We start from the raw sequence: 15,300 nt of genomic DNA, 5'->3' as shown, positions 1-15,300 counted from the left end.
TTATTACAATTCGCCATTTATGATCATCAGCTTTGCTTTTAAAATTGCAGCAACGCTCACCGAATCGGTAATCGTTCCATCCAAAACCATTTGATAAGCTTCGTTAAAGGTAAGTTTTCTGATAGCGAGTTGTTCTGTTTCTTCGGGCATGGCAATGCCTTGAATAAGGCCGGTGGCAATATAGATGATACTTAATTCGTCGCTTACTGAATTGGAAAGATGCATTCTTTGTATCTCTTTCCAGTTTTTGGCGCTCATTCCCGTTTCTTCCAGTAATTCTCTTCTGGCACTTTCCAATGGCGCTTCGTGGAACGGGCCTCCGCCTTCAGGAATTTCCCAGCTGTAGGCATTAAGTGCATACCGGTATTGGCCAACCAGCCAGGTATTGTAGTTTTCGTCCAAAGGAAGGATTCCGATGGCCAGGTTCTTAAAATGAACAGTACCGTAAATGCCTTGCCCACCAGAGGGATTAATCACCTGGTGTTCGGTTAAACGGATCCAGTTATTGTCGTATTTTACATCGCTCTCAAGCGTTTTCCAGGGGTTGGTCTCTTCCATGCCTGCAAGATAAGAAATGATCTATTTTATGATGGTTAACGAAGATTTCTTCAATTGGCTTATGTAGAAAAATTTGTACCCCAACCAGGTGCAACTGGGGTATCGCGAAAAAGGAGAAATCTTTAAACTAATGTTAAAGATTTCTCCACTGCGGTCAAATGACGATTGATGAGCTATATTTATGATACAGCCCTTTGGCTATTAAAATGACCCTTCATCAGGACGGTTGTCCTGTTGATCATCTTTTTTCTTTTTATTTGTACCAGTAAAAGTTGTTTTTCCAAAACGGTAAGAGAAGGTTAAATTTCCCATAGTTCCCTGAAACTGGCGTTCAAAATCAACAATTGTTGACCGGTCTTCGGTGGTCATACTCCATCTTCTGGTGTTAAACACATCCCTGACATTAAAACTTAAAGATGCCTTTTTATTTGGGAAATCGTATTTGGCTCCGCCGTCAATTCCGTACATGGCGTTGCGTTTTCCCTGTGCCATAACTTCCGGCGCCCTGTAGTCGCCGCGCACCTGTAACGATAAATTTTTAACTACCGTTAAATTTCCGGTGAGGTTGGCATTCCAGCTAAATCCACTGCTTGATGGGATATCAAATCTCGCATCTCCGGCAAACTTAGCCTGATATAAATTTACGTTAGTGGTAAAGTTTAGCGCTTTAACCAGATCAAAGCGGCCAATTAATTCTAGTCCGCTATTAATTTGGTGCGATAAGTTTTGAGGGGTTGAAGTAATGATCCCGTTAACCGGTGTGCTTCTTACGCGCTGGATCACGTCGTTGGTCTGACGGAAATACAGGCTTGAAGTTAAGGTTACTTTTTCCCAGTATTTGCTATAACCTAACTCAAAAGAGTGTACATCCTCCGGCAATAAATTTGGGTTACCGCCTCTGTAGTTTAATGGATCAGAAACATCTAAAAATGGATTGGTATCCCATGGCCGTGGACGGTTTACACGTCGGGTATAACTCAGTTGAAGCTGATTATCGCCTTTTAGTTTCTGGGTTAAGAACACGCTTGGATATATTCTTTTGTAATGGATATTTCCTTCGGCAGCGGTTAATACATTGTTCGAATAGCCTTCTAAATGCGTATCTAAACGTGCATCTTCTCCCCTTAAACCTATCTGATAACCAAAATCTTTAATCTGGTTCTGGTAATTGAAATATAGGGCATGCACCTGATCTTTACTGTTAAAGCCATTGATCAGCTTGTTGTTAGTGATATAGATACTGCTATTGGTTAAGATCGAATCTGCATACTGATCGTTTTCCCCTAAACGGATCTGGCTGCGGTAACCCATTTCAATTTTACCCGCTTTACCTACAGGTAAGGCATAATCTGTTTGGATATTGTAATTGGTGTTGTTGCCGGTATTAAATACGCGCTGCAAACTTAAGGTTTCATCAATGGGTACTCCATTGCGGTTGGTGGTATTGGTGCTATAATACTGATTGCTGTTGTTGGTCCCGTAAGAGTAACCGAAATTAAAGGTTAGTTCTTCCTTAGGTTTGTTAAACTTCTGTACGTAATCCAGATTGGCATCATAACTTGTTCCGAAACCATCGGTGTTATTGGTTCTGTTGCTTAGTAGAACCGGCAACTGGTTTTTATCTAGTTGCCTGATGTTGAGTTGGTCGTTACGCTCATTATCTCTTGAGTTAAAACCACCCGATAGGCTGATTACGCTTTTTGGTGCTAAGTAATAATCGATACCCGCTTTGGCATTGTGTCCTTTATCCAATGAACCGGAAACTGTGTTTTGGCTGGCAAACCTTGTTCTTAACGAGTCTGATTTATAGGTAATGTCCTGAAAACCACCTCCAACCCGGTTTCCATAACGGTAGCCATAGTTCCCGTAAATATTAACCTTACTGTTTTGAAAACTTAAGTTGGTGTTGGCATTGTAATTATTGCGGTTACCGGCGGTTAGGGCTGCCGAACCATTAAAACCAAGTTTGGTGTTTTTCTTTAACACAATGTTGATGATACCCGACTGGCCTTCTGCATCATATTTGGCTGACGGATTGGTAATAACCTCCACACTTTCGATAGAGCTGGCGGGTATCGACTGAAGAATCTGTGCCACATTACCACCTGCAATTAAAGAAGGTTTTCCATCAATTAAAACTTTTACCCCGGTTGATCCGCGCAGGCTCACATTGCCGTCCATATCGGTAGAAACAGAAGGAACATTCTGCAATAAATCGCTTGCCGAACCGCCCTCGCTGATAACGCTCTGGTCTACTGCGAAAATCTTTTTATCGATACCCATCTGCATGCCCTGTTTTTGGCCCGTTACAGTGATTTCGCTCAGTACATTGCCTTTTGCAGCATTCATCTTGATTTCGCCAAAGTTTAACGTGCCTGTAGCACTGGTGATGGCTATATTATCCCTCACCATGGTTTGGTAACCCACAAAACTTATTTTAAAGGTAAAGGTACCGGCAGGGATATCGGCCATTACAAAAGCACCGTTTACATCGGTCTGCACTATTTTTGCGTTTTTGGCGGTAGCCTTATCAATTAAAACTGCTGTAGCAAACGGAATGGTTTCTTGTGTTTTTGCGTCTTTAAGTACTCCGGTAATTTTTGCTTTTCCGCCTGTTTGCGCGAAAAGGCCAAAAGATAAGCTCAAAAGTAAAAGGGTTACCTGTATTGTTTTTAATTGTAAAAGTCTCATTAAGAAATTAAAATTTGCATCGTTTTTATAAAGGGAGACAAAGTAACGGCAACTATATTTAATTAAGCCGCCGTAACCATTTTATTACAGCCATTTTATAGTAATATTTTTGTGGGTATTGTTTCCCGCCTTGCCGTGGTAATCCGTATTATTTTGTTAAAACAAGAAAAGAATATGACTATTGAACAGTTTGCAAATGTTACTTTTGCTTCATTATGAAGAGGATATTAATTGTTGATGATTTACACCCGGCGTTTAAAGAGCAGGCCATTGCTATGGGCTACCAGGTTGATGATGAACCACAGATTACACGTCAACAAACACTGGATAAAATAAAAGATTATACCGGCATTGCCGTTCGGACGAAATTTCGGATCGATGCCGAAATTTTTGCTGCAGCCCCAAACCTAAAGTTCGTAGCGAGGGCAGGGGCCGGATTGGATAATATTGACGATAAGATTGCTTTTGAAAGAAATATTGAACTGATTAATGCTCCTGAAGGCAATTGTGATGCAGTTGGCGAACATGCAACAGGTTTGCTTTTATCGTTAATGAATAACTTCCGCAGGGCTGATATAGAAATCAGGAATGGAGTGTGGGACCGTGAAGGAAACCGCGGTTACGAATTGAAAGGCAAAAAAGTCGGCATTATCGGTTATGGTTTTATGGGGCAGAGCTTTGCCAAAAAACTGGCTGGTTTCGAAGCAGATGTAATGGCTTACGATAAATATAAAACCGGCTTTTCTGATGCTTTTGTGCGTGAGGTAAGCATGGAAGAGATTGTGAAACACAGCGATGTGCTGAGTTTGCATATCCCTTTAACCGCAGAAACCAAACAGATGGTAGATGACGAATATTTCTTCCATTTTAAAAAGCCCATTTTCTTTATCAATACGGCAAGAGGAGAGATTGTTAAGACCACGGCAGTACTTAATGCCATTAAAAACGGAAAGATTTTAGGGGCAGGATTGGATGTGCTGCAAACCGAAAAGTTCCCGGCTTTGGGCGAACAGTCCTGGTACGATGAATTAAAGAATAATGATCAGGTTATTTTAACTCCACATGTTGGCGGTTGGACGTTCGATTCGTACCGTAAGATTTCGGAGGTTTTAGCCGAAAAGTTAAAGGGGCTTAATTTTTAGCGGGCAAGCCACTGCAGGTTGACCGAGACATTCTGAAGTTTAGTGGCGGGGGCATATCCAATTTGCAGAGCCTTTATTAGCATGAGTATTTAAACGAGAAGATTAACATTTACAGCTGATGGTCTTCAATGCGGAAGGCCTTTAAAAAAGTTAGTTTTATTTCTTAAATTGGCTATACAATCTAACCAATTTTATCATGCCGAAAGATCACTCATATTCAACTACTGTAACCTGGACGGGCAATAGAGGCTCGGGTACAATGGATTACCGTTCCTACGATCGCGATTATGTAATCTCTGTAAAGGGTAAAGCCGATATTTATGGCTCATCTGATTCTGCTTTTTTGGGCGACAAATCTAAATATAACCCGGAAGATCTTTTGCTGGCTTCGATATCCAGCTGCCACATGCTCTGGTATTTACACCTGTGCTCTAAAAACGAGATCGTCGTAATCGATTATAAAGATGAGGCGGTAGGTACCATGGAAGAATCGGCTGATGGAAGTGGCCGTTTTAGAGAAGTTACCCTGCATCCTCAGGTTTTAATTGCTGACCGCGCACATTACGAACTGGCAGAAGCGCTGCATAAAGAGGCTAATAAAATGTGCTTCATTGCCAATTCATTAAATTTTCCGGTTAAACACGAGCCGGTTCTCAGTTATTAGTTTTCAGTTTCTCCATTAACAATTTTCAGTTGGCAGTTGTATCAGACTCCCAACTGAAAATTATAAACTATTTGCTATTTCAATTCCCAAACGTTGTCTTTAGGCGTAGCATCTACATAAATACCGTTATCTAAAGTAATTGATTTTATTTTTTTGGCTGTATTAATCGTTACATTGACCTCTTTTTGATTTGCTTTCCAAACTGCCGGGGTTTTATGGATGGTTTCGGTCTGCCCATCAGAGTAAGTAACCAAAACATCAAATGGAATGGCAAATCCACCCACATTTTTAACCGTAAGGGTCGATTTTCCTTTTGCTGGCGTTACTTTGCCAATGGCTAAATCGAGATAGTTGTTTGTGAAAAACCAATTTTGGAAAAACCAGTTTAAATTCTGCCCGGAGCCTGCATTCATTGAATTAAAGTAATCCCATGGAATTGGGTGTTTACCATTCCAGTTGCTCATGTAGGTATGAAGCGCTTTTTTAAATAAGTCGTCTCCTAACAGATCTTTAAGTGCCAGGTAGGATAATGAGGCTTTTCCATAAGAGTTATTACCATAACCCACTCCCGAAACCTGATCTGACATCGAGATGATAGGTTGGTCTTCTTCAGTAGATTTATCGCTGATATAGCTGTTAACCCTGAATTTTTTGTAAAAATTATCAGCAGCCTGTTTGCCATGCTCGGCAATGCCAATTAAATATTCGAAAGTAGTGGCCCAACCTTCGTCCATATAGGCATAACGGGTTTCATTAATCCCCATATAAAAAGGAAAATAAGTATGCGCCACTTCGTGGTCCTGTACCAACTGCGCGAAAACAGGATCCCCGAATTGTGAATCGTTAACCATCATTGGATATTCCATATCGGCAAAACCCTGAAAAGCAATTGTTTTAGTATATGGGTAAGGAATTCCCGGCCAGTTGTTCGAGAACCAATCTAAAGCATTAAGATTGTATTTAACCGAGTTGATAAAATCTGTTCCGGTGGTTGGGTTATAGGCGGCCTGGGCACTTGCACGGCGGTTGGTCTTTTTATCTACAATAACGCTTGCACCGTCCCAAACGTAGTGGTTGCTCATGGCAAAAGTAACATCGGTAATGTGGTTTACCGCAAATTTCCAGGTATTCCAATCTTTTTGCTGTGTTACTTTACCGTTTTTCATTTCCTCCCCGGTAGCAATATGGATTATTTCATCACCATTATATGATTTTTTTAAACGGGCAGAAATTTCCGGTTGCAACACCTCATCCGGGTTGAGGAAATCGCCTGTTGCATACACGACATAATTTTTCGGTGCTTTAACCGAGAATTCATAGTCGTTAAAATCGTTATAAAATTCTGCTCTATCGGTGTGTGGAATACGATCCCAACCATTATAATCATCGTACACCGAAATACGTGGATAGCTATAAGCTACAAAAAAAGAGTTTGGATCAATTTGCCCCTCGCGGCCGCTTTCTTTTGATAGGGGATAATCCCACTCTATTTTAATCGTAATCTTCGATTTTGGCAATAAAGGTTTTTTCAGCGTTACCCTACCCACTGTTCCCCAGCTTTTGCTATCAACTTTATATGTTTCGCCATCAACCGAAAAAGCTGCGATGTTTAAACCAGTGCTCAAAAAATCTTCACTTACCGCGCCACCTCTTGGCGAGGTTGGTTTATGCAGGTTGTTTACAAAACGGATGGCCAGGGTTTTTAAGGTATCGGGACTGTTGTTGCTGTATAAAATTTCTTCTTTACCGCTTACCACTTTCGTTTCGGCATCTACCTTGATATCCATATTGTATTTGCCATGGTTTTGCCAATAATTTGGGCCGGGTTTTCCGTTTATGGCACGTGTACCGCTGGCATATGCCGCTTTAATATTCCTGGGCATATAAAGTTCCTGGGCAGAAGCAATATAGCCGCTCAAACAAACAAGCAGGGCAACAGAGAATAATTTTTTCATTTTTAAAGAATAATTTAAGTTAAAAGTAAAATTAATGAATTTTAAATGTGTGTATGAGTAAAATGTTATGTTTTTGGAATATAAAGCCATATCCGTTTATGGACAGGCCCTGGTAATATCCCCGCCATTTATCTAAGCTATCAGGGAATATTAAGCCTGATTAATCCTTAAATCGTAAAAATCATGAGTATTTATTTGCTTTTGTAATTTCCACATTTTATCTTCGTTATAATTGAAGCAAGACTATGTAGCAAGCCAACTATATAGTCTTGTTTGTTTTTTATAGCGTTTGAATAAAATTAATAGAGCAATGACAGAGGTAACATACTACACCCAAGAGGGGTTAGATAAATTAAAAGAAGAAGTTCATTATTTAACAACCACCGGTCGTCAGCTAATATCTAAAGCAATTGCAGAAGCGAGGGATAAAGGTGATTTATCGGAGAATGCAGAATACGATGCGGCAAAAGAGGCGCAGGGTTTGCACGAAGCGAAAATAGCGAAATTACAGAACACGTTAGCGAATGCACGTTTGATTGATGAATCGCGTTTGGATTTATCAAAAGTGCTTGCGCTATCCATTGTTAAAATAAAGAACGTTAAAAACGGTGCGACCATGACCTATCAGTTGGTTGCAGAAAGTGAAGCAGATTTAAAAACAGGAAAAATTTCGGTTAAATCGCCGATTGCACAAGGCCTGTTGGGTAAATCGGTAGGCGAATTTGCCGAAATTGAAGTGCCTGCAGGTAAAATGCAGTTCGAAGTACTCGAGATTTCGAGATAAGGTAAAAGGCGGAGGGTTTAAGGCTTAAGGCCTACACTCCGCTATAAAAACCTAAGCCTTATACCCCTAAACCCTATACCTTAAATGACTATTTTCTCAAAAATTGTTGCAGGCGAAATTCCTGCACATGTGGTTGCTGAAACGGTAGAATATTTAGCATTTTTAGATGTTTCGCCATTAACCGCAGGCCATGTACTGGTAATTCCGAAAATTGAAGTGGACTATATCTTCGATATGGACGAAGACCTGTATGTTGGTTTATGGATGTTCGCTAAAATTGTAGCAAAAGGTGTAAAAATAGCTTTTCCATGCAAAAAAGTAGGCGTTTCGGTAATTGGACTGGAGGTTCCGCATGCACATATTCATTTAATTCCAATGAATAACGTAAGCGATATGAATTTCAGTAAAGAAAAATTAAAGCCAACAAATGAAGAATTGGCTGAGGCAGCTGAAAAAATCAGGCAGGCCTTGCTGGAGGTATAAAAAAGGCCGGCTGTGAAAACATCAGCCGACCATTCTACCCGCCTAACTCAAATCTTTTATTGTGCCGGAGCAACAGTAGCATTCAATTGTAATACAGGCCAGGTTAAACCCGGACCTTTACCAATTACGATGCCCAGGTTATCGCCTCTTTTTACATCTGATATCCAGTAGTATAATGGCCATCCTTTATAAGTTAACTGTTTTTTGCCTATTGTTGCTACAGTAATTACGCTAACATCAGCCTTTGCAATAGCCGAGGGCACGCTTAGTACTTCAGATTCATAAACCGGCCAGATACCTTCCTGTGTAGTGCTCTTTGTATAAGTATTTACGCCATTTTTATCTGGTGCAAAAGCATATAAGGTGCGACCTTTGCTATCAGTCAGGTAAATGGTGTTGCCAGTACCTACGGCATAAGTGCTGGTGTAATTAGTGTTGTTTGCAAACAACTGCGCATTGGCCAGCATTAACGAATAATCAGGTTTTGCTACAAACCATATTCCACCAACCCCGTCACCTTTAATATCGCCTTTTGCAGCATCACCGGCATAATAATAAAGCGGATAACCCCGGTAAGTGCTTTGTTTACGCCCGTCGGCCCGGGTTACCTCACCAACTTCCGCTTTGTTCAGGTTTAAATCGGTACTGGCATCAGCAGAATAATAAAGCGGCCAGGCTGTTTCGCAGCCGCCAACACAGGTTGGCACACCAGCGGCGTCAGAGGCAAAAAAGTATAAGGTCTTACCATCTTTATCCGTCAGTACTGATCCGAATTTGGCATCGGTTGCCAATTGGATTCCTTTATTGTTGTTTGCAGGCGGTGTTGTAGGCTCGTCTGAACTATTTTTCTTACATGCAGTAAATACCATGGCTATACAGCTAACAGCCAATAGATTCTTTTTTAAGTCGCTTAGCATAAGATTTTTGTTTTTAGTTTTAACTTTAATAAAAATTGATATGCCGCTATTACGCCCCCAAGTTGTAAATGGTTGCTTGCAGAACGAAGATTTTTAAACCAAAATGAATAATGTAAAATATTTTTAGAAAAGTAATTTTTGGGGCAACCTTTCGTTGTTCTTCATCGTAATGTGTTTTGAAAGGAGAACTTTGTGACCGCTAACCGCGATAGTGAAGATATTATACAAGAGTATATCCAAGGCTGTATTAGAAATGAAAGAGATAGTCAGAAAGCACTATATAAACATTTCTATAGCTTTGCTATGGGGATTTGTTTGCGGTATGCAAATGACAGGCTGGATGCTGCGGGAATATTGAACGACGGCTTTTTTAAAGCCTTCAAAAATATAGCTAAATATGAATCTTCGAAGGCTTTTATGCCCTGGCTGGGCCGCATCATAACCAATACTGCCATTGATTATTACCGCGCCAATTTAAAATTTGCAGATCATATAGATATACACGATCATGAAAATATTGCGCAGGCAAACTCAATCTACGATAAACTGGCTTACCAGGATCTGTTAGCCCTGATCCAAAACCTAAGCCCTGCCTACCGGACGGTTTTTAACCTTTATGCAATTGATGGTTATAATCATGAAGAAATAGCGGCGATGCTTGGAATATCTATCGGAACATCAAAGTCGAACCTGTTTAAGGCCCGGCAGAAATTACAGGAAATGCTAAAAGCTACCGATGCAAAAACTTACCAGGTTGGGGGTTCGGAAACAGACAGGCACCTTTTACAGGTAAGGCTAAACACAAACATGCAATGAAAGAGGGAAAAGATATAGATAAATTATTTAAAGACGGATTGGAAAACCCTGATCTGCCTTTTAATGATTTAGATTGGGATAATCTGGAGGAAAGATTGCATCCGGCACCAAAAAGAAGGGGGATACCTTTGTTTTGGTATGCTGCAGCGGCCGGAATTGCAGCCATGTTACTGATCGTATTTTTATTAATTAAACCGAACGGTAAAATTGAGACGATAGCCCGGAGCAAAACAGGTAACAGAAACCAAAATAATATTGAAAAATCGGGCGATAATGCTGTAAAGCCAAATGAGGTGCCTGAAAAACAAGTTGATAGGGGAGTAAATGTAGCTCAAAACCCATTATCCATCAACAGAAGAAGCACAGAAGAAGGCCATAAACAGGATAACAAGGATATTTTTGCTCCAAATGTAGAAAATGGGCAAAAAACAAAAGAAATTTTAGAAAATAATGGTAATATGCTGGCCGGCATACGGTTTAAGCCAGAGCTGAGCCCAACAATTAATGAGGTTGAGTTTATGGAACAGCCTTTAAGCACCAAGGTAGAAACAGGCAAGCCTGATCGGATGAAACCTCTTGCCGTGAAGCAAAAATCGAGATTTGTACTGAGTATTTTAGCTGCACCGGATTTAACCAGTGTGCAAAAATCCGGACAAAGTAGTTTAAGCGGTGGTTTTGGGGTAGAAGCAACTTATGCGGTTACAAAAAGGATAAGCATTACTACCGGAGCGGTTTATGCCAAGAAAATTTACGATTCGGATTTTAGCTTATACAAACCCAATACGACATATGTTTTTAGTGTTACGCCATCAAATATCCATGCCAACTGTGATGTGATCGATATTCCTTTAAACGTGAATTATAAAATTTTTAATGGGCGGAGAAATTCGATTTCGGTAAGTACCGGCCTATCCAGCTATTTAATGTTAAAAGAGCAATACACCTATTCATATGATGGAGCTGCTTACAAGGGACCAAAAGATTATACAGTAAGAAACCAGAACCAGCATTATCTGGGTATTGCTAATGTTGGCCTAGAGTTTCAACATAAAATAAATAATAATTTAAGCATCAGCGCTAAACCTTTTATGAAAATCCCACTAACAGATATTGGTTACGGAAATTCGAGGTTATCGTCAACCGGAGTGGCCATTTCGGTAAATATGAACCTATTTAAAAAGAATTAATGCTTAATATTTTTGGTTGAATCGGGCAAAGGCACAAAATCGGTCTCGCCTGGTACGGGTTTAAAACTTTGTGCTAACCATTTTTGCTTTGCTTTTTCGATTAATTCCCTGTCAGAGGCCACAAAATTCCAATAAATAAAGCGCTCTTCGGGAAAAGGTTCGCCACCGAAAATGTAAACCGTGGTATTGGCGTGCATGGTAAATTCGCAGAGTTTGGCATCGTTGGCTATTAAAATCTGGCGGGGTTCGAAAATATGCCCATCACTTTCAATAGCACCTTCTAAAATATACAGCGCACTTTCCCCGAAGAGAGAACTGCCGATATTTACCTTTTGGCGACCGGTACTTTTTAACTCTAAAAAATACAGCGGGCTATAAACAGGTACCGGTGATTTACGGCCAAAAGCTTCTCCTGCAATTAATTTAACAGCAACACCATCCTGTTCCCATGCCGGGATATCGGTAGCTTCTACGTGGAAAAATTCCGGTTCCATTTGTTCCAGGGCCTTCGGTAAAGCCACCCAGATCTGTAAACCATGTAACATTTTATCGGAATGACGCAGGTATTCCGGTGTTCTTTCTGAGTGTACAATACCGCTGCCTGATGTCATCCAGTTTACCTGCCCGGGTTTAATCACAATATCTGATCCTAAACTGTCTTTATGTGCAACTTCGCCCTCGAACAAAAAGGTTAAAGTAGATAAGCCGATATGCGGATGGGGTGGAACATCGAGGTTCTCATGATCGCTCATCGCGGCGGGACCCATATGGTCAATAAAGGAAAATGGTCCTACCATCCGTTTCTCTCTGAAAGGGAGGAGCCTGCCAACCATGAAATTACCAATATTTGCAGGCCTTTCTTCTATAATGAGTTTAATGTTCGACATGGGATAATCAATTTTAATGTGGTGAATTTAAGGAAAAAGGCTGGGATTGATATCATAAAAGCAGAATTGCAGCCTGAGCCCGTCGAAGGGCCTACTGCTGGTTGAGTGTTTCGATACTTTGCTATTCTGGGCTTCAAGCGACCAAATTTTGCGCTCAATTTTATTTGGAAAGCAGGTGCAGAAGCTTTTAGCCAACAGCAGTCCCGCTCCCGCTTCTGCCAAGTTGAAGAAAATTGGCATCCCGCTTAGATCAGGTTTAGGTAGCCGCAGAAGTGCTGCTGTCAAAAGTTAAATAAACCCGACCGGCAGCGTTATCCCGACTTTTCCAGTCGGATTAAGCAAAGGGCGGGGCTGGAGTAACCGAAGTATTGCAGATATTGCTTTCCTGACGATAAGGAAAAATTCTATTCTTATCGGTACTTCTATAAAAGATAGATAAGGACTAAATTCAGGATTATATGTAACTCTGACACTTACTGGAAATCAAGATTGTTTTGCCGGCTGAAAAGATTACTCATCCTAACGGACAAGCAAAGAATTAATTAACTCCGTGATTTCTGTCTTGCGTAGCAAAAAAATAATGTCAGATGGTAACATCTGACATCACCACTAACCTATTTATCAAAAAAGCATCCCTTTCGGGATGCCCTTCTAAACTTAAAAAGAAAAAAAATAGGGAATTATACCAATTGCGCTAAAGCTTCTTTGCTAAAGCCTTTCAAATCTTCTTTGCGATTGTGTTTAATTTTTTCTACCCAGTTCGGATCTGCCAGGAGCGGACGGCCAACTGCTATTAAATCGAAGTCGCCACGGTCCATTCTACGTACCAATTCATCTAGTGAGCTAGGTTGTGAGCTTTGACCTGCGAAGGCGCCAAAGAAATCGCCGTCTAAACCAACTGAGCCCACTGAGATTGTGGCTTTTCCTGTTACTTTTTTAGCCCATCCTGCAAAATTTAAGTCAGAGCCTTCAAACTCAGGTTCCCAGAAACGGCGTTGCGAACAATGGAAAATATCAATTCCTGCTTCGGCCAGCGGGGTTAACCATTGCTCTAATTCCTGTTCGTTTTTAGCGAGTTTGAAATCGTAAGCAGCGGGTTTAAATTGTGATAAGCGAATAATTAAGGCGAAATCTTCTCCAACTCTTTTGCGTACTTCTTTAATTACCTCAACCGCAAAACGGGTACGTTCTGCCAATGTTTTACCGCCATAAATATCCGTACGGTTATTCGTGGCATCCCAGAAAAACTGGTCAATCAGGTATTGATGTGCGCCATGTATTTCAACAGTGTCGAAACCCAGGGCTTTAGCGTCTGCAGCAGCCTGGCCAAAGGCAGCGATGGTATCAGCAATGGCCGCGTCTGTCATCGCTACACCGTTTTCGAATCCCGGGCTGTTAAAAGATGAGGGGCCTTCAAATGGCGCACTTGGCAACCAACCGGAAGCGTGATTGGCATGAATACCCTGGTGCCAGATCTGCGGACCCATTTTACCACCAGCCTGGTGCACACTTTTAATCACCTTTTCCCAGCCTGCTAATGCTTCAGTGCCGTAAAAATGCGGAATGTTGGGATCTGCAGATGAAGAGGGGCGGTTAATTACTGTTCCTTCTGATAAAATTAAACCCACTTCTCCAGCTGCTCTCTTTGCGTAATACGCTGCAACCTCAGCCGTTGGTACACCTCCCGGAGAAAACGACCTCGTCATAGGCGCCATTACTATTCTGTTTTTGATATTTAACGTTTTAAGGCTAAAAGGCCTGAATAAACTATCTGTGTTCATATGTTTTTAAATTATAATTCGGTATTAATGATTTTACTTAATTTTTCTAAACCTTCCTGGTTGCGCTTGTAATAAGTCCATTGGCCTACGCGGGTAGAGCTGATTAAATCGGCACGTTGTAAAATAGAAAGGTATTCTGAGATGGTACTCTGAGATAAGCCGCTTTTAATCTGGATCTGACCGACGCAGACACCAACCGTTTCAAAATCGGGATTTGGCTGATCGGGGAAATGCAGTGCCGGTTCCTTTAGCCAGCCTAGAATCTCTAAACGTGTTTTGTTCGAAAGGGCTTTAAATATTTCTACTTGTTCCATGGTACAAAGGTATATCGACTTTTCCCGATATACCAATTAAAGGAATAAAGTTTACAATTGGATGTAAAACTTGGGATGGATAAGTGAATTGTGGTATGGGCTGAAAGCTAAAGATTCTTCGCTCACTCAGCAGCATGACAACAAAAAATAGAATGGAAAAAATGCCAAAAAAGAACGGGGATAAATCATACCGACCTATCCCCGTCATCTAAATTAACGCTCTCATATATATAAACAACCAAAAAGGTGATTTATTATATCTGATGAAAAATATTTTTTATTTTTTTATTGTTGTTTTTTTTACCGCCGTTTTTGCTTTCTTTTCAACTGCCTGGTTTTGTCCAGCAGCTTCGGGGTTTTTCTTTGCAGGTGCTTTCGTTTTTTTAACTTCGATAACAGGTTCTTCTTTCATCTCTACTGCTTTAGGAGCATGATCCTGTTGGAGGTAGGTGGAGAGGATTTGCCGTAAATATACTTCTGGTTTAGGCATATTAATAACGGCTCCGGGTTCTTTATCCTGCGATTGTTTGATGTACGCTGATTTAATTTTGCCCCAATCTTTAGAGTAAAGCTTAATGAACATCTCTACAAATTGCTCGTCTGTATATTTTTTAGGCAACCTGCCAAGCACTGCCTGAATTTTTTCTTCTTTTTTATGTAATACCGCCATCGATTTTATTTTGTGCAAAGATAGCCGAATTTTATCATTATCTACCTTTCGCTGCGCAAGCACCTAAACCACCAGCTATTTCTTCCAGCCTTCCTGCATTTTTTTGTATGCCTTTTTACTAATTTTTGATTTCTTCTTGGATCTTGATTTGCCTTTTTTCTTACGGGCGTTAATATTGTTTACCAGTGAATTTTTAACGCCCAACTTATTCTTTTTCTTGCCTTTCTTTTTATCTTTTTTCTTTTTACTCTTTTTCTTCTCTTTTGCCATAATGTATAGATTATCTATTCATTTAACATTGAATTCTATAAAAAGTTCCAGTAAAAATGTGGCAAACCTATTAAGTTTAAAGCCAAACTTTACTGATTAGTCGGCCACTTTTGGATGCAGATTGGGCATCAATTTTCTTCTTTGAAAAAAAAGCACCAATCTGAGTAGATTGATGCTTTTA

At 40.5% G+C, this 15,300-nt stretch carries 15 protein-coding genes; 6 read left to right on the top strand and 9 right to left on the bottom strand.

The genetic code is table 11. The annotated features are described in order from the left end of the window. Window positions 1-3: 3 nt before the first annotated feature. A complete protein-coding gene (locus GGQ60_RS15065; protein WP_183765942.1) occupies window positions 4-558 on the bottom strand; it encodes an NUDIX domain-containing protein in 555 nt (184 codons plus the stop codon). 201 nt (window positions 559-759) lie between these two features. Next, window positions 760-3,249, bottom strand: coding sequence for a TonB-dependent receptor (locus GGQ60_RS15060; protein WP_183765940.1), 2,490 nt, complete (start codon window positions 3,247-3,249; stop codon window positions 760-762). 215 nt (window positions 3,250-3,464) lie between these two features. Here GGQ60_RS15060 and GGQ60_RS15055 point away from each other — a divergent pair, with 215 nt between their 5' ends. Together GGQ60_RS15055 and GGQ60_RS15050 are read left to right on the top strand one after the other, a co-directional pair. Beyond that, complete coding sequence (locus GGQ60_RS15055; RefSeq protein ID WP_183765938.1) at window positions 3,465-4,391, top strand: NAD(P)-dependent oxidoreductase; 927 nt, start codon at window positions 3,465-3,467, stop codon at window positions 4,389-4,391. A gap of 196 nt (window positions 4,392-4,587) precedes the next feature. Beyond that, window positions 4,588-5,055, top strand: coding sequence for an OsmC family protein (locus GGQ60_RS15050; protein ID WP_183765936.1), 468 nt, complete (start codon window positions 4,588-4,590; stop codon window positions 5,053-5,055). 74 nt (window positions 5,056-5,129) lie between these two features. Here GGQ60_RS15050 and GGQ60_RS15045 read toward each other — a convergent pair whose 3' ends face one another. Next, window positions 5,130-7,010, bottom strand: coding sequence for a M1 family metallopeptidase (locus GGQ60_RS15045; RefSeq protein ID WP_183765934.1), 1,881 nt, complete (start codon window positions 7,008-7,010; stop codon window positions 5,130-5,132). A 310-nt stretch (window positions 7,011-7,320) separates the two neighbouring features. Here GGQ60_RS15045 and greA point away from each other — a divergent pair, with 310 nt between their 5' ends. Together greA and GGQ60_RS15035 are read left to right on the top strand one after the other, a co-directional pair. Next, window positions 7,321-7,794, top strand: coding sequence for a transcription elongation factor GreA (gene greA, locus GGQ60_RS15040; protein WP_039472782.1), 474 nt, complete (start codon window positions 7,321-7,323; stop codon window positions 7,792-7,794). Between the two features lie 84 nt (window positions 7,795-7,878). After that, complete coding sequence (locus GGQ60_RS15035) at window positions 7,879-8,277, top strand: HIT family protein (RefSeq protein WP_183765932.1); 399 nt, start codon at window positions 7,879-7,881, stop codon at window positions 8,275-8,277. A gap of 56 nt (window positions 8,278-8,333) precedes the next feature. Here the strand turns inward: GGQ60_RS15035 and GGQ60_RS15030 are convergent, their stop codons facing one another. Further along, window positions 8,334-9,194: a hypothetical protein gene (locus tag GGQ60_RS15030; protein WP_183765931.1), complete on the bottom strand. Its 861-nt coding sequence runs from the start codon at window positions 9,192-9,194 to the stop codon at window positions 8,334-8,336. Between the two features lie 192 nt (window positions 9,195-9,386). Here GGQ60_RS15030 and GGQ60_RS15025 point away from each other — a divergent pair, with 192 nt between their 5' ends. After that, entirely contained in the window at window positions 9,387-10,010 is a 624-nt protein-coding gene (locus GGQ60_RS15025; protein ID WP_183765929.1) for an RNA polymerase sigma factor, read from the top strand. Then, window positions 10,007-11,197: a hypothetical protein gene (locus GGQ60_RS15020; RefSeq protein ID WP_183765927.1), complete on the top strand. Its 1,191-nt coding sequence runs from the start codon at window positions 10,007-10,009 to the stop codon at window positions 11,195-11,197. The genes GGQ60_RS15025 and GGQ60_RS15020 overlap by 4 nt, the downstream gene beginning before the upstream one ends. Here GGQ60_RS15020 and GGQ60_RS15015 read toward each other — a convergent pair. The 5 genes from GGQ60_RS15015 to GGQ60_RS14995 all read right to left on the bottom strand — a co-directional run bounded on the left by GGQ60_RS15015 (window position 11,194) and on the right by GGQ60_RS14995 (window position 15,119). Then, on the bottom strand, window positions 11,194-12,084 hold the full coding sequence (locus GGQ60_RS15015) for a pirin family protein (RefSeq protein ID WP_183765925.1): 891 nt from the start codon (window positions 12,082-12,084) through the stop codon (window positions 11,194-11,196). The genes GGQ60_RS15020 and GGQ60_RS15015 overlap by 4 nt on opposite strands. A gap of 680 nt (window positions 12,085-12,764) precedes the next feature. Beyond that, complete coding sequence (locus GGQ60_RS15010) at window positions 12,765-13,865, bottom strand: NADH:flavin oxidoreductase (RefSeq protein WP_183765923.1); 1,101 nt, start codon at window positions 13,863-13,865, stop codon at window positions 12,765-12,767. Window positions 13,866-13,876: 11 nt separating this feature from the next. Then, the gene (locus GGQ60_RS15005; RefSeq protein WP_183765921.1) at window positions 13,877-14,179 is read right to left on the bottom strand and encodes an ArsR/SmtB family transcription factor; all 303 of its coding nucleotides are present in this window, start codon (window positions 14,177-14,179) and stop codon (window positions 13,877-13,879) included. 277 nt (window positions 14,180-14,456) lie between these two features. Further along, window positions 14,457-14,849: a hypothetical protein gene (locus tag GGQ60_RS15000; protein ID WP_183765919.1), complete on the bottom strand. Its 393-nt coding sequence runs from the start codon at window positions 14,847-14,849 to the stop codon at window positions 14,457-14,459. A gap of 75 nt (window positions 14,850-14,924) precedes the next feature. Next, complete coding sequence (locus tag GGQ60_RS14995; protein WP_183765917.1) at window positions 14,925-15,119, bottom strand: hypothetical protein; 195 nt, start codon at window positions 15,117-15,119, stop codon at window positions 14,925-14,927. Window positions 15,120-15,300: the final 181 nt, after the last annotated feature.

This window comes from Pedobacter zeae (genome assembly GCF_014196715.1).
In the GTDB taxonomy this organism is placed as follows: Bacteria; Bacteroidota; Bacteroidia; order Sphingobacteriales; family Sphingobacteriaceae; genus Pedobacter; species Pedobacter zeae.
This window is presented reverse-complemented; position numbering and strand designations above follow the sequence as displayed.

Coding starts and splice junctions, on each gene's coding strand:
- GGQ60_RS15065 (WP_183765942.1), bottom strand. CDS start 558: ATGGAAGAGACCAACCCCTGGAAAACGCTTGAGAGCGATGTAAAATAC.
- GGQ60_RS15060 (WP_183765940.1), bottom strand. CDS start 3,249: ATGAGACTTTTACAATTAAAAACAATACAGGTAACCCTTTTACTTTTG.
- GGQ60_RS15055 (WP_183765938.1), top strand. CDS start 3,465: ATGAAGAGGATATTAATTGTTGATGATTTACACCCGGCGTTTAAAGAG.
- GGQ60_RS15050 (WP_183765936.1), top strand. CDS start 4,588: ATGCCGAAAGATCACTCATATTCAACTACTGTAACCTGGACGGGCAAT.
- GGQ60_RS15045 (WP_183765934.1), bottom strand. CDS start 7,010: ATGAAAAAATTATTCTCTGTTGCCCTGCTTGTTTGTTTGAGCGGCTAT.
- greA (WP_039472782.1), top strand. CDS start 7,321: ATGACAGAGGTAACATACTACACCCAAGAGGGGTTAGATAAATTAAAA.
- GGQ60_RS15035 (WP_183765932.1), top strand. CDS start 7,879: ATGACTATTTTCTCAAAAATTGTTGCAGGCGAAATTCCTGCACATGTG.
- GGQ60_RS15030 (WP_183765931.1), bottom strand. CDS start 9,194: ATGCTAAGCGACTTAAAAAAGAATCTATTGGCTGTTAGCTGTATAGCC.
- GGQ60_RS15020 (WP_183765927.1), top strand. CDS start 10,007: ATGAAAGAGGGAAAAGATATAGATAAATTATTTAAAGACGGATTGGAA.
- GGQ60_RS15015 (WP_183765925.1), bottom strand. CDS start 12,084: ATGTCGAACATTAAACTCATTATAGAAGAAAGGCCTGCAAATATTGGT.
- GGQ60_RS15010 (WP_183765923.1), bottom strand. CDS start 13,865: ATGAACACAGATAGTTTATTCAGGCCTTTTAGCCTTAAAACGTTAAAT.
- GGQ60_RS15005 (WP_183765921.1), bottom strand. CDS start 14,179: ATGGAACAAGTAGAAATATTTAAAGCCCTTTCGAACAAAACACGTTTA.
- GGQ60_RS15000 (WP_183765919.1), bottom strand. CDS start 14,849: ATGGCGGTATTACATAAAAAAGAAGAAAAAATTCAGGCAGTGCTTGGC.
- GGQ60_RS14995 (WP_183765917.1), bottom strand. CDS start 15,119: ATGGCAAAAGAGAAGAAAAAGAGTAAAAAGAAAAAAGATAAAAAGAAA.